The organism is Halomonas sp. Y3, from assembly GCF_024137965.1.
Lineage (GTDB): Bacteria > Pseudomonadota > Gammaproteobacteria > Pseudomonadales > Halomonadaceae > Halomonas > Halomonas mongoliensis.
In genome coordinates, this window is record NZ_CP099975.1 from 1,066,239 (window position 1) to 1,082,246 (window position 16,008).

Here is a 16,008-nt window from a genome sequence, read left to right on the forward strand (position 1 = left end):
AATCTCGCCTTCGTTGCGATACGCTCATATGCGGCGCGTGTACAGACAGAGAGGAATGGCATGAATACAACTACGACAATGCCAGGAGCCACTGAGCTGCCAGAAGTCGCTAGGCTGACAAGGGACGGTGGAGGCACAAGTCCCGACACACGGTTAATCTCAAACTCGCAGGATCGCTGGACTCAGATAGTTTCCGATACTTACTTTCCATTGACGCTAAATTACGGCGGCCATAAGGAAGACGCTTTCCAAGGGACGCTGAGGCTTTGGAAAGCAGAGGGAAGTAACTTCTCTCTATCGCGACTCACCTCTGACAGGGCTGAATACTCCCGGTCGCGTTCGCAGATTGTTGAGGATAGCCAAGCTTCGTTTTTGGTGACGATACCGTTACAGGCAAAGGTGTTCTTTTCCCAGCATGGAAGAAGCTTGAACTGCCCCCCGGGCCACTTCATCGTCGAACAGGGCGATGCCCCCTATCAGTTCGGCTATACGACACCGAATGACATGTGGGTGTTCAAGGTGCCCGAGGGGCCGATGAAGTCCCGCATTCGGCGGCCGGAGCGCTATTCGCAGCACTGCTTCTCCGCCCAGGAAGGCATCGGCTGTGCCTTCGTCGACTTCCTGAAGATCTGCTCGCAACATGTGAATGATTGCAGGGTGGAGGATCAGAGTCGCTTGTTCGAGCAGGCCCTGAGCATGCTTTCGATGGTGTTAGAGCAAGACGAGCGGGTGCTGAATAGTGACCAGTCACATATGAAAACTGCGCACCTCATGCGAATCGAGCGCTATATCTCGGCCAACCTGGGCGATCCCGAACTTTCGCCCGCTCGAATCGCCAGTTTTTGTGGTATTTCCTTGCGTTATTTGCACAAGCTTTTTGCTGGATCGGGGTATACGGTCGGAGAATGGATACGCGCGCAGCGGCTGGAGGCTGCGCATCGTGAGTTAGAGACGCTGCCCGCGGGGATCAATATCGGTGAGGTGGCCTACCGCTGGGGATTCACGGAGCAGGCACAGTTCAGCCGCGTGTTTCGTAGACGATTCGGCTATTCCGCTAGCGAACTACGGGATCGCCAGATGTGAGTGGCAGCAATGTGATTCGAAGACGGAAGCCAATTGTTCATCGTTGAAATAAATAAGGAAAACATCACTATGAAGAGAGTGCAGGCCGTAAGCCAAGTTCAAATTGACGATAATCAGGTGATCGTGACTCTCTGGAATTTCCCTCCCGGCTCGGAAACGGGCTGGCATCGACATGCCCATGACTACGTGATTGTCCCCGTTCAAGATGGTCATATGTTGCTTGAAACACCTGACGGCGAGAAAGAAGTTAGGCTGAAAGCCGGGGAGTGTTACAAGCGTGGAGAAGGAGTTGAGCATAATGTGATTAACATTGGGGAGGGGCCATTCTCTTTTGTTGAGCTGGAGATAAAGTAGGTTTTGCCTTCCTTGGATAAAGATTCTGGCTCTGTATAAAATAGGAATAAATATGAATTTTGTGGTAAAAGCTCTAGATGAGAATTGTCGCCTAGCTTGGGAGGGTCTGTACAAGGGCTATGCAACTTACTATGGCATGCCAATGCCTGACGCTACAGTGGATACCGTCTGGAAATTGATTCAGGAGGGAGGACTCCTTCAGGGGCGTATCGCTATTGAAGCCAGTGGTAAAGCTGTAGGGCTGATGCATTTCAGATCCATGCCCTCACCTTTGCGTGGCAATGAGGTGGGTTTTCTGGACGATCTTTTTGTTGCTCCAGAATATCGTGGCAGTGGAGTTGTTACGGCCTTGCTTGCCGCTCTCAAGGAAGAGGCTAGTGCCAATAGCTGGCCATTCGTTCGCTGGGTTACAAAAGAGAATAACTACCGAGCTCGAGCCGTTTATGACCGAACGGCTGAAAAGACCGACTGGGTTACCTATCAGTTGGTGGCTGGCTAGCCCACCGATACAGCATTTGGGTATACGCATTACCGGAGGTTAGATATTCGGCCAGGCTGCTTGCTTGTATACTTGTGATTACAGTCTTATTTGGCGGGGCAGGTTAATTCTTAGTCGAGGTCAGCGAGAGGATTATCTCGACTGAGCTTGCTCCCTTTTGCGGCGTCAAGGAGTCGGGCCTCGGCCGCGAGGGCTCGCGCCACGACCTCGAGGAGTTCACCGAGCTCAAGTACGTCTGCGTGGGCGGTCTCTGAGCCCGGCGCGCCACTCATTCACCATCAGGATCTCGACATGACTCAGACCTTCACCAACGCCGAACTCAACGCCCTCAAGCAGCGCTTCGTGGCCAATGGCGCGGCGACCCCCACCGCCCAGTTCGTGGCCCGCGCCGAGAACGCCGAGCTGTGGGACGAGGACGGCCAGCGCTGGATCGACTTCGCCGGCGGCATCGGCGTGCTCAACCTGGGCCACCGCCACCCGCGCATCGTCAAGGCCGTGCAGGACCAGCTCGAGCGCGTGATGCACACCTGCTCGGCGGTGATCTCCTACGCCCCCTATATCCAGCTCTGCCAGCGGCTCTGCGAGAAGGCCCCGGTCAAGGGCCCCGAGCGCAAGGCGATGCTGGTCAACACCGGCGCCGAGGCGCTGGAGAACGCCGTCAAGATCGCCCGCGCTGCCACTGGCCGCTCCGGCGTCATCACCTTCGACGGCGCCTTCCATGGCCGCACCATGATGACCCTGGCCATGACCGGCAAGGTGCTGCCCTACAAGAATGACTTCGGCCCCATGCCGGGCGACGTCTATCGCGCGCCGTACCCCAACCCGCTGCATGGCATCAGCGACGAGATGGCCCTGGCCGGCATCGAGAAGCTCTTCAAGACCGATATTCCGGCGCACCGGGTGGCGGCCATCGTCATTGAGCCGGTGCAGGGGGAGGGCGGCTTCTATATCGCCTCGCCGGAGTACCTCAAGGCGCTGCGCGCGCTCTGCGACCGCCACGGCATCCTGCTGATCATCGACGAGGTGCAGTCGGGCTTCGCGCGTACCGGCAAGCTCTTCGCACTGGAGCACAGCGGCATCGAGGCCGACATGCTGACCACCGCCAAGTCCCTGGCCAACGGCATGCCGCTGTCGGCGGTGGTGGGCTCCGCCGAGGTGATGGACGCTTCCGGGCTCGGCTCCCTGGGCGGCACTTACAGCGGCAACCCGCTCTCCTGCGCCGCGGCGCTGGCCGTACTCGATGCCATCGAGGAGGAGAACATCCTGGAGCGGAGCGAGCAGATGGGCCGCATGCTGGCCGAGCGCTTTGCCATCTGGGAGGAGCGTTTTGCCCCGGTGGGCCATGCGCGCAACCTGGGCGCCATGGCGGCCTTCGAGCTGCTCGACGCCGATGGCAGGCCCGACCCCGCCAAGGCCCAGGCGCTGTGCGCCAAGGCCCGTGAGCAGGGGCTGATCCTGCTCTCCTGCGGTTTCTACGGCAATACCGTCCGCATCCTAGTGCCGATCACCGCCCCCTCTGAGGTGCTGGAGGAGGGGCTTGGTATTATCGAGAGCTTGCTGGAAGCGCTCGCCGCCTCAGGTGCTGAAGGGGGTCTACCTCGGAACAGCCCATCACATTCATAAGGTTCTGAAAGGAGCTCTCAGCTCTACACCGCCGAGGCCATGGGGCTCGGCGGTGTCGTGTCTGGCGTCCAGAAGCAGAGGGAGGAGCGATGGGGCGTTCTTGGGCAATGTTTGGACAAAAATAAAAATATAGATATTTTTAAGGATGGTCAGCATCTCCCCCCGGCCCATGGAGACCCAGTCATGAGCTTGCTGTTCCGGTTTTCTTTCGTCGCCATGCTGCTGCCCGCTGCATCATCGACTCTGGCCAAGCGACCTGAGTTATTTACCAAACGGGTGGTTAATCACCCGGGACCCGACATCTACAAGGTGTCGCGATGACACGAGAAGACGGAGCGCCGAGCCATGGTGTCGAGGGAGTTGTTCCGGGCAGCCCGCGAGAGCGCCTGAAGGGCTTGGTGCAGGAGTACCATCAGCCGTTCGAGCCAGAAAAACAGGCGGCCTGAATGAACTCAGAGGCGACAGATTCCTTGACAACTACCGCTGTGGATATCGACCTCCCCTGTGAGGACGAGATGCCCGACCGCTACTGGACCATGCCCGCCAAGCAGATCAGGCTCACGCCCCGCCGGCTCAGCGATACCCGGCAACGTGAGCTCTACCGGGATCACGTTCACGGCATCGCCTTTCGCGTGCTGGGCGGGGTGTTCGCGCGCCTGCCCGCTGTGCAGGAGGCGAAGATCTCCGGCTATCGCCAGATCACCGACCCGGCCACCGGCGGCGAGCGCGACCAGTACTTGTTCAGCGTCACGGTCACTCGCGAGCAGTGGAGCAGGATCCACTTCGACAGGCTGGACCAGGTAGACCTGGTAGCGGCCATGGAGGCTTTCACCCTGCGCCGCGACATGACCAAGACCGGCATTTTCCGTGACATCGAGCCGTTCAAGCTGGTGTAGAACGGCACCAGTCTTTGGATCAGTTCAGGTCCACCGCGCAGCGCTTGAGGTCCTCCAGGCGGCACTGCGTCAGCGCGGCCTGATGGGTGGCCTGCAGAACAACGCGCGGCGCCCGTCCCGCCGCGAACGCTTCCTGCCAGCGGCCAGCGCAGAGGCACCACCGGTCGCCCGGCCGGAGACCGGGAAAGCCAAACTCGGGACGGGGTGTCGAGAGATCGTTGCCCTGCTGCTGAGTGAAAGCGAGGAACTCCGCGGTCATCTCTGCGCAGACGGCGTGTACCCCCAGGTCGTCTGGCCCCACCCGGCAGCAGCCGTCGCGGTAGAACCCTGTGACCGGGTCTTGGCCGCAGGGCTCCAGGGGCTGGCCCAGTACGTTGAGGGCGTCGGTCGTGTCCTGCATGGCGTCACCTCCTGAGTGCCTCGGCGCTTTGGACATACGAACAAACTATGCTGCCCGTCGCTGTCGGGCAACCACCGCGGTTCCGGCGCATGGCCCGCCGCGCTTCCCGTCCGGAGGCCCCTGTCTGGATACGTGGCGACGGCAGCCGGCGGGCGCCTTCTATGGTGTGAGGGCGACGTCCCGGGAGAGCCGCGGCGAGTGCGTTCAGCGCAGCCGCGGCAGCTCGTCCCAGCGCGTGGTCCAGCGCGGCGTGCGGTTGGCGCAGCGCAGCTGCCAGGCGGCCCTGGGCGAGGCGCGCCCGAAGGTGACGGTGCCGCGCCCCATCCGCTGGTTGAGCGTATCCAGCGTTGCCATCAGGCGCTCGCGGCGCTCGCGCCTGGCCTGGCTTTCCGGCGTGTCGAGCAGCGAGAACTGGGCCCGGTTGGCATCCACCAGGTCGACCAGCATCACGCCGGCCTTCATGAAGCGGTAGCGGGGCCGGTAGATGGCCGCGAACGCCTGGCTGGACGCCTGCAGGATGTCGCGGCTGTCGTCGGTGGGGCAGGGCAGTTCCACCACGGCGCCGGGGGAGTACTGGGGCAGGTCGGGGCGATGGCGATTGGTCTTGAGGAAAACGTAGACGGCTCGGGCCAGGCTGCCCTGCCCGCGCAGTTTCTCGGCGCTGCGCTGGGCAAACTGCCGGATGGCCTGGTGAATCTCCTCGCGGCTGTCGGTCATCCTTCCGAATGAGCGCGACGTCATGATGCGCTGACGAGACTCGCCAGGGTCCTGCATCTCGAGGCAGGGAGTGCCCTTCAGTTCCAGGCAGGTACGCTCCAGGGTGACCGAGAAGCGCCGGCGAACCCGCTTGGGGTCGGCCTGAGCGAGATCCCAGGCGCTGTGAACGCCCATCAGCGCCAGACGCTCCGCCAGCCGGCGACCGACGCCCCACACATCGCCCAGCTCGACCTGACGCAGCAGCGGCTCGTATATCGCGCCGTCGGGCCTCAGCACGCAGACGCCGCCATGGCGTAAGGCGCCATCGTCCGGCAGTGTCTTGGCCGCGCGGTTGGCCAGCTTGGCTCTATACTCCAGAGTGGACTCTTTCTCATCAAAGCTACTGTAGTACAGTCATCGGACATGTGCAGGTAGCAACAGTATTCTTGGCTCTGGGGAGGTAACCGTTTATGCCGGTTTATCGAGTCCTGCATGCCGAAGGTTGCTATCCCTTTCATGTGGTGGATCGCGATGGGTTACCGCACCCGGAGCTGACCCTCTATGCCTGCCTGTCCGTGCGTCATCATGCATCGCTGACGGCAAGAGCCTACACGAGGGAAGTGGTCTCCTTTGCTTCCTGGGCGGCAGATCATCCCGTCGTGCTTCGACAGGGTTGGCAGTTGCTTGGTCCACCTACTCAGGTGCGGGCACTGTTGGCTTTCTTCCTCGCTTCGGAAATGAAGTGCATCGTGGCGTTGGGTCGAGATCGCTGCGGATTCGAAACCCGTCGGATCGAACCGACTTGGCAGACTGGCCGGCGCCTGGAACGGCTCCTGGCGGCGCTGAGATCGTTCTACACGGTACTGCATGAGCACGGTCGCTATCACCATGGCAATCCGATGGATGCCGACGGTGCCCGCCGATACATCGAGGAGGAGCGCCGCCGGCAACTCCAGGTGTTTGTCGATGCCCATGGTCGAATGCCCATGCCGGCTGACAGTGGCGTAGACGGCGTTCGAGAGATGCGCCTTTCCGCCAGTTACTTCCGGCTGAAGGGGAATCAATGGTTACCCGAGATCCTGGATGAACCGGCCCTGATGAACAGGGTCATGTCAGCTGGTGAGCAGTGGGGGTGGACACTACGCGAAACCGGCCTGGTACGTATCCTTTTTGATACCGGCTGCCGTGTGCACGAGGCTTGTCAACTCAGCGTGGCGGACTGGGTGCAGAGTGGTTTTATGCGAGAGATGTTGTCGATCAGCAAGGGAAGTCATGGACGCCGAGTGAAAAGGCTGTTCATTACCGACCGCACGGCCAAGGTCCTGCGACACTATGTGGACGAGCAGCGTGCTCGGCTAGATCCCCGAGGGTATGGGCTGGCGGAACTCACTACACTGCCTGTGGAAGCTCTTCATCACCTTCCGCTGTTCCTGACTCGACGTGGCACATCAATGAACCCGGACCACTTCCGCCGCGACTATTGGGCACCGGCTCTCAACGCCGCCGGCCTACAAGTGCGTTGCCATCAGGTCCGCCACTGGTTCGTGACACAGGCGCTCAACGACATCCACCAGCGTGCCCGATCCGCTGAGGAACTGCTGAGCCTGCGTGGTGCCCTACGTGAACTCATGGCCTGGAAAAGCGACATGCTGCCAATCTATGACCAAGCTATCTGCCGACATAATCTGCCGGAGCTGGCTCATCGCATTCATGCTCGCATCGAACGTGAGCACCGGCATGATCGCGCTCGCCGTTCCCAGCCGGCTTCTCCCCCCGAGTCACTTACCGAGAGCCAGCGAATGTTAGATGAGATGCTGAAACCATGACGCCGCCGGCCCGGCAACACCGCGCCAATCCGGAGCATCGGCGGCTTACGATACGTGCCGAGCTTGATCGTCGACGCGAGCGGGGTGAGGCCTTCGTGAATCGGGAGGTGATGGCGGTTACCGGCTACGATCGCAAGACGATCAGTGGCGTTACCCAGCGTTATGTTCGTGACCTGGCAGCGGAGTTGCTGCAGACGGTGGTCGAGAACCGAGAGGCTCATGAACGCTGGGTACGTGACTACCGCACCTTTCGCCCCTTTATTACGCGCACAACAAGTGGTCCGGTGCTGTTCCGACGCTTTGTGCGGCTGGTCATCGAACAACTGCATCGCGAGAACACGTTGATGACGGTGAACGCAGTTGAAGCCATTACGGGAGGGCGAAGACGGATCCTCAATGAGGAGTTGGTTCTCTGGGAGCAGGAGACCGGTCATCAGGTAGCGCGCACGGTTGCCTGGAAATCTCTCGACACCTACGGTACCACCGTCCTCGTGGGCGAAAATCATGCGCTGAACCAGCGAAACGAATCGATCACGGCGGAACTGGACCGTCGTCGCCGGCTCGGCACTCCCTTCAAGCTGGCCGATATCAGCCGGTGCCTCGGGTACAGCGTAGCCACCGTGTCGGGGTATTCGCGCCATTACGTGGCAGCATTGGCCGATGAACTCCTGAGCACCCCGGTCGACAGTCGTGAGGCCTATGAGGGCTGGCGTCGGGACTTCAATACCTTTCGCTATTCGCTTCCCAATACGCGGCGTTCACGTGAAGTGCTCACGCGGCTCACACGTCTGACCATTGAGCACCTACACCGCGAGGGACATACGGTAGCCTACAGCGAGGTACTGCGGATTTCCGAGCACAATGATCGTCACATTAAACAAGAAATCCGGCGTTGGGAAGAAGAGACGGGGCATCAGGCCAGGCCATTGCGGGTATGGAAGGAGATCACTCTGGAGATGGTGCTTGACAGAGTAACACCGGCACTCCACCACCTGCCGCTGACCTTTCTGGAATCACCGACCATGGGGCGGCCCTTCAATGAGTCCCAGCGCCGAATGATCCACTCCATTTCGCAACCGAAACTACGGGATGTGGCATTCTTCGTCATGACCTTCGCCGATGGCAACCGACGTAACGACATCACCTTCTTTGCCAGCATGTCGCGCTATCTAAAACGGTTGGAACTTGCAGATATCGATGAGCTGGACCCCGAGGCGTTCTATCAAAGATACCATGATGGTGAGGTATTGCCGGAAGAGGGTACGCCCAAGCGCGGCCGATTTCTGCAGACCTATTTCCGCTTGCTGCGCAAACAAGAGGATTACCTACTCAAGTTGACACCCGAGCAGCGCCGGGCCGTAGCGCCTTGGAAACTCATTGCTCTGAAGGATGACCACTTCTGGCACCGCTCCACTATTCATAGAGAAGTAAGAGCCGAGCAGAGGATGCGCCGTAAGGCCGCTACCGCCGTTGTACATGATCGCTTCTATCTGCTCCGTGATATAGCCGAGCGTCGATGCATTCAGGTCGAGCGACTGTACACAGCCTTCCGAGATGCCATTGCCCATCATGAACGGAAGGGAGAGGCCCTGCCGATATCATTCTCGATCACCGATGAGACGGTATCGGCCTCAGGCCGCACTCGACCGACACAGCAGCATTTCAGGCTCTGGGACGCAGCGACATTGCGTTCTGTGCATGAGCCCGTGGCAGAAGACTTCTACTATCATCAGGATCAGCGTCAGCGCATGCGTGCGGCGGTATGCGACCAGGCAGGTTACTTCCTGAGCTATGAGGGCGGCCATGCCCGTGATGACGCTGATGCTGTAGAGCCCTATTGGTTCATCGAACTGCTGCAGGCGAATGTGCTGCGCTCTCAGGTTGTCGATCCTGATTTTCTGACGCGAAATGGCTACTCGAGAAGCTCATTTCAGCTCCCTCCACAATCGACTTGGGGAGCATCAACCAATAACTGGTTGGAACGTATCTCGCGAGATATTGGCATGCTCTTTATTCCACTTGATGCGCTCAAGCTTGGCGCTCTCGTCGGGCATGCGGCCATTCAGATCATGACCAAGACCGGGGCTCGCATGAACGAGTTCCTGCAAATCAGGTTGAGTCAGGAGCATCTATCACGAGTGCTGCTCGCCAAGGGCCGTGAAGCGATCGCCTTTCGCGCAATTCCCAAGGGACGCCGGGCAGAAGAGCCCTACTATATTGACGAGCGCTGCATGAGAGCGCTACACGCTTGGTGGAAGTTCCAGCGAGAGCGGGAGCAGAGCCTGGAGACCATCCCTGCTACTAGGAATTTGCGGCATAAACTTCGACCGGCGCCCTACTTATGGCAGCACGCCGGAAGACATTTCAGCCATAAGGACATCAATGCGACGATGTCCATCATGCTGCACGGTATCTCGCTGCAAACGCCTGACGGTGAGGCCGTGCGGGTCACTTCCCACCTGCTGCGTCACGGCTTTGCCACGGAGATGCGGGCGTTGAACACGCCTGTGGATGTGATCGCACTCCTCATGAAGCAGCGAGATATACGAGTGACCGAATACTATTCCCAGCCGACGCCGGCCAGGCTGGTGGAGCTGCAACGGAAGATCTTTGAAAGCCGTGTGGACCTGTCCCGTACCCACATACGATCCCCAGCGCAAATCCGGCGGCAGGTCGAAGCCGCGCAGGAGCAGGTGGGTGCACTGATCCCGGTTATCGGTGGACGTTGCACAGTGGCCAGTCAGTGTCCCATCAAGTTCGCCTGCATCGGCTGTGCCGGGAATGCGCCCGACTGGCGCAAGCGTGACCAAGTCATCATCTACCGGCAGGCCTGTGCGCAGATGGCGGAAATGGCGGAAGCACAGAATCTGCCCGCTGAAGAGCGCAAGGCAAAGGAAGCCATGGCGAGCTGCAATGATGTGCTGGCCGAGATGGAACTTCTTGAGCGAGCTGATCAGGCGGCAGCAGACCCCGTCATACTGACCATCGGGAGGAAGGAGGGATGACGCGACAATCCAGTAAGGCACGTTCCGAGGCTGCAATGGCCGGTTTGAAACGCAGTCATCAGCAACGTCGCAATCGAAGCGTGGCGATCGTGCGTCAAGCAATCAGCCGGCTACAGGAGACCGGCAGTCCTGTGACGCTGGGACGGATTGCGAGAATGTCGCGTGAACTCTCCGATACGGGAATGGGGATTTCCGAATCCACCATTCTTCGAAATCCTGAATGCTGCCAATTATACGAGGAAGCTGCTCAACCCGTTCGAAGGCGGCGTACCATTGGACGCCTACTGAACAGCGATGTGGAAAGACCCACCGATGCGGAGCGGCGACGTATGCATTATTTGATGCGCCTGACAAAGGCTGAGCTGGCCGCTCGCATTCTCGCTGTTGAGCGGAAGCTGGCTTTATCGGAAAAATCGAATGGCGTCCTGCGCGATCAGATTCTTCGGGAAAACTTGGGTCTATAATCACCTTTTCAATACGGGTATCCGGATTATCTGGTTGGTATGCGAGAGAGAAAGGTGGCCGACAAACTCAACCCACAACGGATTAGCTGGTTGATGGCTCGCTCAGTACGCTCACTTGCTAGAGAGCAGATACTTCACCAAACAGGCGATGCCCAGGACCAGCAGCAATAGTAGGGCAATTCCGATCACTGGCATTATCCAGCCCATCGCCCCCATCATCCCGCAATCGGGTAGTGTCGTGTTCATCGTGACAGAGCTCCCTGTGGTGTCCATGCCCAAAACCCGTGGTGCCGCCGCCCAGTGGCACCACGGTCGCGCTCATATCGTTCACCCGGCACAGCAGGACAACTGCGTCACATCCTTGGTGAAAGTCTGGGCACAGAGCTTGAGCCCTTCCACCATGGTCAGGTAGGGAAATAGCTCATTGGCGATGTCGTGTACGGTCATGCGTGCGCGTAGCGCCATCACCGCCGTCTGGATCAGCTCACCGGCTTCCCCCGCCACCGCCTGCACCCCCAGCAACCGGCCCGAGTCGCGTTCGGCCACCAGCTTGATGAAACCACCGGTGTCGAAATTCACCAGCGCACGCGGCACGTTTTCCAGGTCCAGCTCGCGGGTATCGACGCTGAAGCCTTGCTCGATGGCCTCGGCTTCCGTCAGGCCGACGGTGGCCACCTGGGGGTCGGTGAAGATCACCGCCGGCATGGCGCTCAGGTCCAGGGTGGCTTCGCCCCCGGTCATGTTGACGGCAGCCCGGCTGCCCCCGGCGGCGGCGACATAGACGAACTCCGGCTGATCGGTGCAGTCACCGGCGGCATAGAGCCCCGGCACCGTGGTGTGCAGATGCTCATCGACCAGAATCGCCCCACGTGCGGTTTCCACGCCGAGGCTCGCCAGGTTCAGGGCCTCGGTATTGGGTGTCCGTCCGGTGGCCACCAGCAGTTGATCCGCCCGCAAGGTGCCGGCGTTGGTGTCGACAATGAATTCATTGTCGGTGTAGTCCACGCGGCTCGCCTGGGTCTGCTTGAGGACCTCGATGCTCTCGCGGCGAAACGCCGCCTCCACCGCATCCCCTACCGCCGGGTCTTCCTGGGAGAGCAGGCGGCTGCGGGCCAGCACCGTGACCCGGCTGCCCAGCCGGGCGAAGGCCTGGGCCAGTTCCAGGGCCACCACCGAGGCGCCGATCACAATCAGCCGCTCGGGAAGGGTGTCCAGGGCCAGCGCACTGGTAGAGGTCAGGTAGGGGGTGTCGGCAAGACCCGGGATCGGCGGTACTGCCGGTCGGGCGCCAGTACCGATTAAGGCGCGGTCGAAGTGGACGACCTGCTCGCCGCCCTCGTTCAGCTTGACCATCAGGCTATGGGCATCGATAAACCGGGCCTCGCCGTGCAGGACCGTGATGGCCGGGTGGTCGCGCAGAATCCCCTCGTACTTGGCGTCACGCAGTTCCTCGACACGTCGCTGCTGCTGCTCGAGCAGCTTGGCCCGATCCACCACCGGCGCCTGGGCGCTCAGGCCTGCATCGAAGGGACTTTCCGTACGCAAGTGGGCAATATGGGCCGCGCGAATCATGATCTTCGAAGGCACACAGCCTGTATTGACACAGGTACCGCCGACGGTGCCGCGTTCGATCAGGGTGATCCGGGCGCCGCGCTCGGCGGCTTTCAGGGCCGCCGCCATGGCGGCGCCGCCGCTGCCGATCACCGCGATGTGCGGGGCGTCTTCATCACGGCCCTTGGACACCGATGCGCCTGCCGGGGAAGTGGGCCCACTGTTGGCCAGTCGAGCTTGGTAGCCAAGTCGGGTCACGGCAAACGTCAACGCCGAGGCCGGTGTCTCCGGATCAACGGCTACCGATGCCGTCCCCTGAGGATAGGATACCTCCACCGACTGCACGCCGGGCAGCTTCTCCAGGGCTTCCCTGACATGATCCGCACAGCGGTCACAGGTCATGCCACTCACGTTGAGTTCAATCATCACGTTTCTCCGAGTCTTCATTAGTAAAGCCGGCATCCTGCTTCCGCTTGTGGTATCGCGCGTAGAGAGGTAAGCCGATGGCCAGGGCGGCAAACAGCAGGTAATCGAGATAGCCTGCCAACGCGGCCAGGCCCGCCGTACCGAATAGCACCAGGGCGATTGGCGCGGCGCAACACAGCACCATCAACCCGGTGCCAAGCACGACGCTTAAAAATTTCTGCGAATCTTTCACGCTTATTCCTTCACCGTGGCGGGCAAGCTCGTAAACAACTCACCCGATGACCGCGATGTGCAGCTGCTTGATGTCACTCAGGGGGCGTATTCCTTGATTTGATAGAGCCGTTGTCACAACAGGCGTCGAACTGCTTCTTACGCCAAATCGCATAAATGGTCAGGCCGATGAAGAAGGCCAGGGCCGGCAATAACACAACGTCGAGATAGCCCGTCAGCCCCGCCAGGCCCACCGTGCCAAGCAGGATCACCAGGATCGGCGTAAAGCAGCACAATGCCACCAGGACGGTGCCGATCACGCTCACGCGCAGCAGGGGCTTGGGATTCTTCATGATCACTCTCGATCCGCTTGCGAGGATGTCGGGGTTGATGGATACCCAGCGTTGATGGTGGCCTCGGTCAATGCCTCCACCGACGTTCGGGCGTCGTCAAAGGTGACCACGGCCTCGAGATCCGCGTAGCTCACGTCGACTTGCGAGACGCCGTCCACCTTGTTGAGGGCGGCCTTGACGGTGATCGGGCAGGCGGCACAGGTCATGCCCGGCACCGACAGCGTCACGGTCTGCAGGGCCGCTAAGGCGGGCGTGCTGAGCAGGGCGAGTAGCGCGATGAAGGCGAAACGAGCTTTCATGGTAGATCTCCTTTTAATAGAACAGGGGCAAGATGTAGGGGAATACCAGGGCGATTAGCACCAGCAGCGATACGAGCCAGAAGATCGCCTTGTAGCCCGTCCTGACCCGTGGCACGGCACACACCTCTCCCGGCTGGCACTTTTCCACTGGCCGAAAGACGCGACGCCAGGCGAAGAACATCGCCACCAGCGCGACGCCGATAAAGAGCGGGCGATAGGGCTCCAACGCCGCCAGATTGCTGATCCAGGCGCCGGAAACGCCCAGCGTGATCAGCACCAGCGGGCCGAGGCAACACGCCGAGGCCAGGAGGGCCGCGACTCCTCCGGCGGCCAGGGGCCCTCGCCCCGTTTTAGATGTCCGCATTGACGATTCTCCTTTCGGGATGGGGGGAGCTACGATAAGGTTACTTCCGTAGCTTGGTACGGAGTCAAGCATCATGAAGAGACATGCAGATAAAGTGGCGGACACCATGACCATTGGCGGCCTGGCCAAGGCGGCCGGCGTCAATGTCGAGACAATCCGCTATTACCAGCGACGAGGGCTATTATCGGAGCCCGAACGCCCTCCCGGAGGTATTCGACGCTATAGTGCCGCCGATATCGACAGGTTGACGTTCGTGAAAACGGCGCAGCAGCTGGGCTTTAGTCTGGATGAGATCAGTGACCTACTTCGGCTGGAAGATGGCGCCCACTGTCAAGAAGCCAGTGCTCTCGCAGAGCACAAGTTAGGGGACGTTCGCGAGAAGATCGACAGGCTTGAAAGAATTGAGAAGGTGCTGAGCGAAATGGTCGACAGATGCCATGCACAACAAGGCAATATCACTTGCCCGCTAATTGCGTCATTGCATGAAGGGCTCAGAGAAGCAGAAGACCCAAGGGAGTAACTCACCTTCAGTTCGTTGAAAACAACGCGGTCAAAGAGTCGCGATCATCTATGGACCATGTCGACAAGGAAAGTTTGCATGACTAGCTTGCCTGACAACATCCTTCACCTTCCCGAGTACCACGTCCTAGGCACCAAGATGGAAGAGCATGATCTCCACTACCAGGTCGAAGCTCCTGAGCCTCTAGCTTGCGAGGAATGCGGCGTTGAGAGTGAGTTTGTCAGGTTCGGCAAGCGCGATGTGGCCTATCGCGACCTACCCATCCACGGAAAGCGGGTCACCCTCTGGGTGGTCCGTCGCCGCTACACCTGCCGGGCGTGTGGAAGGACGTTCCGGCCAGCTCTTCCGGAAATGGTAGACGATCACCGCATGACGCGGAGGCTTTACAACCACGTCGAGAAGGAAGCCTTCAATCACCCCTACGCCTACGTGGCTGATACCACGGGCCTCGACGAGAAGACTGTCCGCGAGATATTCAAGAAGAAGGCTGAGTTCCTGGCAGCCTGGCATCGTTTCGAGACACCCCGCTGCCTGGGGATCGACGAGCTGTACCTGAACCGCCGCTACCGCTGCATCCTGACCAACCTGGAGGAGCGTACCCTACTGGACCTGCTGCCCGGTCGCCAGCAGGACGCGGTGACGAGGCGCCTCATGAGCATGACCGAGCGCCACCAGGTCGAGATCGTCAGCATGGATATGTGGAAACCCTACCGCCGTGCTGTCCAGGCGGTACTGCCGCAGGCTCGCATTGTGGTCGATAAGTTCCATGTGGTGCGGATGGCCAACGAAGCCCTGGAGAAGGTGCGTAAGGGACTCAGGAAGGATCTGAAGCCAAACCAGCGGCGGACCCTCAAGGGCGATAGGAAGATCCTGCTGAAGCGTGCCCACGACGTTTCAGATCGCGAGCGGCTTATCATGGAGACATGGACAGGGGCCTTCCCTCAGCTCCTGGCGGCCTACGAGCACAAGGAGCGGTTCTACCACATCTGGGACAGCACCACCCGGCGTGATGCCGAAAAGGCGCTGGCCCGCTGGATTGACGACATTCCACAGGGGCAGAAAGAGGTGTGGAAGGATCTCGTCAGCGCCGTCAGCGGATGGCGCGAGGAGGTGCTGGCCTACTTCGAAACCGACACCCCAATCACCAACGCCTTCACGGAGTCGATCAATCGGCTGGCCAAGGACAAGAACCGCGATGGCCGGGGCTACTCATTCGAGGTGATGCGGGCCCGGATGCTCTACACCACCAAGCACAAGAAGAAGGTGCCGCAGATCAAGGAATCCCCCTTCCTGGGCAAGGCCACCATGACCTACAGCATGGGTCTTCCCGAGCCTGAGAAAAACTACGGCGTCGATCTATCAACCTTCTGGGAGAGTTAAGGGTTCGAAGGAGCAAGGGGGCTCCATCTACCACTTAATCCGGATACCCTTCAATACTT

At 60.1% G+C, this 16,008-nt stretch carries 19 protein-coding genes and 1 pseudogene; 12 read left to right on the top strand and 8 right to left on the bottom strand.

Features of this window, described 5'->3' with window-relative positions; genetic code table 11:
• Positions 1–78 precede the first annotated feature (78 nt).
• From NHL60_RS05065 to NHL60_RS05095, 7 genes and pseudogenes are all read left to right on the top strand, one after another.
• Positions 79–1,083, top strand: coding sequence for an AraC family transcriptional regulator (locus NHL60_RS05065; protein ID WP_253452017.1), 1,005 nt, complete (start codon positions 79–81; stop codon positions 1,081–1,083).
• 33 nt (positions 1,084–1,116) lie between these two features.
• The gene (locus tag NHL60_RS05070; protein ID WP_301271094.1) at positions 1,117–1,437 is read left to right on the top strand and encodes a cupin domain-containing protein; all 321 of its coding nucleotides are present in this window, start codon (positions 1,117–1,119) and stop codon (positions 1,435–1,437) included.
• 52 nt (positions 1,438–1,489) lie between these two features.
• Complete coding sequence (locus NHL60_RS05075) at positions 1,490–1,936, top strand: GNAT family N-acetyltransferase (protein ID WP_253449766.1); 447 nt, start codon at positions 1,490–1,492, stop codon at positions 1,934–1,936.
• A gap of 46 nt (positions 1,937–1,982) precedes the next feature.
• Positions 1,983–2,190: pseudogene (locus NHL60_RS19655) on the top strand (aldehyde dehydrogenase family protein); the annotation flags it as partial.
• A gap of 37 nt (positions 2,191–2,227) precedes the next feature.
• Positions 2,228–3,559, top strand: coding sequence for a 4-aminobutyrate--2-oxoglutarate transaminase (gabT, locus tag NHL60_RS05085; protein ID WP_253449770.1), 1,332 nt, complete (start codon positions 2,228–2,230; stop codon positions 3,557–3,559).
• A 183-nt stretch (positions 3,560–3,742) separates the two neighbouring features.
• Positions 3,743–3,880 (top strand): hypothetical protein, encoded by a 138-nt coding sequence (locus NHL60_RS05090; RefSeq protein WP_253449773.1) that lies wholly within the window; start codon positions 3,743–3,745, stop codon positions 3,878–3,880.
• Between the two features lie 149 nt (positions 3,881–4,029).
• The gene (locus tag NHL60_RS05095; RefSeq protein WP_253449776.1) at positions 4,030–4,455 is read left to right on the top strand and encodes a hypothetical protein; all 426 of its coding nucleotides are present in this window, start codon (positions 4,030–4,032) and stop codon (positions 4,453–4,455) included.
• A 19-nt stretch (positions 4,456–4,474) separates the two neighbouring features.
• Here the strand turns inward: NHL60_RS05095 and NHL60_RS05100 are convergent, their stop codons facing one another.
• Complete coding sequence (locus NHL60_RS05100; protein ID WP_253449779.1) at positions 4,475–4,855, bottom strand: DUF2237 family protein; 381 nt, start codon at positions 4,853–4,855, stop codon at positions 4,475–4,477.
• A gap of 204 nt (positions 4,856–5,059) precedes the next feature.
• Entirely contained in the window at positions 5,060–5,848 is a 789-nt protein-coding gene (locus NHL60_RS05105; RefSeq protein ID WP_253449782.1) for a DUF4113 domain-containing protein, read from the bottom strand.
• Positions 5,849–6,021: 173 nt separating this feature from the next.
• On the opposite strand from NHL60_RS05105, the gene NHL60_RS05110 reads away from it, so the two are divergent.
• The 3 genes from NHL60_RS05110 (at position 6,022) to NHL60_RS05120 (ending at position 10,846) form a co-directional block, all read left to right on the top strand.
• Positions 6,022–7,377, top strand: coding sequence for a site-specific integrase (locus NHL60_RS05110; protein ID WP_086511096.1), 1,356 nt, complete (start codon positions 6,022–6,024; stop codon positions 7,375–7,377).
• A 95-nt stretch (positions 7,378–7,472) separates the two neighbouring features.
• Entirely contained in the window at positions 7,473–10,382 is a 2,910-nt protein-coding gene (locus NHL60_RS05115; protein ID WP_160113392.1) for a site-specific integrase, read from the top strand.
• Positions 10,379–10,846, top strand: coding sequence for a hypothetical protein (locus NHL60_RS05120; protein ID WP_140162521.1), 468 nt, complete (start codon positions 10,379–10,381; stop codon positions 10,844–10,846). Before NHL60_RS05115 ends, NHL60_RS05120 begins: the two co-directional genes overlap by 4 nt.
• A gap of 111 nt (positions 10,847–10,957) precedes the next feature.
• Here NHL60_RS05120 and NHL60_RS19555 read toward each other — a convergent pair whose 3' ends face one another.
• The 6 genes from NHL60_RS19555 to merT form a co-directional block, all read right to left on the bottom strand.
• Positions 10,958–11,092 (bottom strand): hypothetical protein, encoded by a 135-nt coding sequence (locus NHL60_RS19555; RefSeq protein WP_008957399.1) that lies wholly within the window; start codon positions 11,090–11,092, stop codon positions 10,958–10,960.
• Positions 11,093–11,173: 81 nt separating this feature from the next.
• A complete protein-coding gene (gene merA, locus NHL60_RS05125; RefSeq protein ID WP_082051506.1) occupies positions 11,174–12,823 on the bottom strand; it encodes a mercury(II) reductase in 1,650 nt (549 codons plus the stop codon).
• Complete coding sequence (gene merF / locus NHL60_RS05130) at positions 12,816–13,055, bottom strand: mercury resistance system transport protein MerF (protein WP_027965777.1); 240 nt, start codon at positions 13,053–13,055, stop codon at positions 12,816–12,818. The genes merA and merF (NHL60_RS05130) overlap by 8 nt, the downstream gene beginning before the upstream one ends.
• A gap of 73 nt (positions 13,056–13,128) precedes the next feature.
• Positions 13,129–13,386, bottom strand: a complete 258-nt coding sequence (gene merF / locus NHL60_RS05135) for a mercury resistance system transport protein MerF (protein ID WP_033988342.1) — start codon at positions 13,384–13,386, stop codon at positions 13,129–13,131.
• Between the two features lie 2 nt (positions 13,387–13,388).
• On the bottom strand, positions 13,389–13,685 hold the full coding sequence (gene merP / locus NHL60_RS05140; RefSeq protein ID WP_022519794.1) for a mercury resistance system periplasmic binding protein MerP: 297 nt from the start codon (positions 13,683–13,685) through the stop codon (positions 13,389–13,391).
• A 13-nt stretch (positions 13,686–13,698) separates the two neighbouring features.
• Positions 13,699–14,049 (bottom strand): mercuric ion transporter MerT, encoded by a 351-nt coding sequence (gene merT / locus NHL60_RS05145; protein ID WP_027965778.1) that lies wholly within the window; start codon positions 14,047–14,049, stop codon positions 13,699–13,701.
• 73 nt (positions 14,050–14,122) lie between these two features.
• On the opposite strand from merT, the gene merR reads away from it, so the two are divergent.
• Together merR and NHL60_RS05155 are read left to right on the top strand one after the other, a co-directional pair.
• The gene (gene merR / locus NHL60_RS05150) at positions 14,123–14,569 is read left to right on the top strand and encodes an Hg(II)-responsive transcriptional regulator (RefSeq protein ID WP_006911920.1); all 447 of its coding nucleotides are present in this window, start codon (positions 14,123–14,125) and stop codon (positions 14,567–14,569) included.
• A 78-nt stretch (positions 14,570–14,647) separates the two neighbouring features.
• Positions 14,648–15,949 carry an ISL3 family transposase gene (locus NHL60_RS05155; RefSeq protein ID WP_033988338.1) on the top strand — a complete coding sequence of 434 codons (1,302 nt, stop codon included), beginning with the start codon at positions 14,648–14,650 and terminating at the stop codon, positions 15,947–15,949.
• The last annotated feature ends 59 nt before the right edge of the window (positions 15,950–16,008 follow it).

Bases quoted from the DNA above. Each gene is read 5' to 3' on its own strand.
- NHL60_RS05110 (WP_086511096.1), top strand. From the start codon at position 6,022: ATGCCGGTTTATCGAGTCCTGCATGCCGAAGGTTGCTATCCCTTTCAT.
- NHL60_RS05090 (WP_253449773.1), top strand. From the start codon at position 3,743: ATGAGCTTGCTGTTCCGGTTTTCTTTCGTCGCCATGCTGCTGCCCGCT.
- merT (WP_027965778.1), bottom strand. From the start codon at position 14,049: ATGCGGACATCTAAAACGGGGCGAGGGCCCCTGGCCGCCGGAGGAGTC.
- NHL60_RS05120 (WP_140162521.1), top strand. From the start codon at position 10,379: ATGACGCGACAATCCAGTAAGGCACGTTCCGAGGCTGCAATGGCCGGT.
- merR (WP_006911920.1), top strand. From the start codon at position 14,123: ATGAAGAGACATGCAGATAAAGTGGCGGACACCATGACCATTGGCGGC.
- gabT (WP_253449770.1), top strand. From the start codon at position 2,228: ATGACTCAGACCTTCACCAACGCCGAACTCAACGCCCTCAAGCAGCGC.
- NHL60_RS05155 (WP_033988338.1), top strand. From the start codon at position 14,648: ATGACTAGCTTGCCTGACAACATCCTTCACCTTCCCGAGTACCACGTC.
- NHL60_RS05065 (WP_253452017.1), top strand. From the start codon at position 79: ATGCCAGGAGCCACTGAGCTGCCAGAAGTCGCTAGGCTGACAAGGGAC.
- merA (WP_082051506.1), bottom strand. From the start codon at position 12,823: ATGATTGAACTCAACGTGAGTGGCATGACCTGTGACCGCTGTGCGGAT.
- merP (WP_022519794.1), bottom strand. From the start codon at position 13,685: ATGAAAGCTCGTTTCGCCTTCATCGCGCTACTCGCCCTGCTCAGCACG.
- NHL60_RS05100 (WP_253449779.1), bottom strand. From the start codon at position 4,855: ATGCAGGACACGACCGACGCCCTCAACGTACTGGGCCAGCCCCTGGAG.
- merF (WP_033988342.1), bottom strand. From the start codon at position 13,386: ATGAAGAATCCCAAGCCCCTGCTGCGCGTGAGCGTGATCGGCACCGTC.
- NHL60_RS05075 (WP_253449766.1), top strand. From the start codon at position 1,490: ATGAATTTTGTGGTAAAAGCTCTAGATGAGAATTGTCGCCTAGCTTGG.
- NHL60_RS19555 (WP_008957399.1), bottom strand. From the start codon at position 11,092: ATGAACACGACACTACCCGATTGCGGGATGATGGGGGCGATGGGCTGG.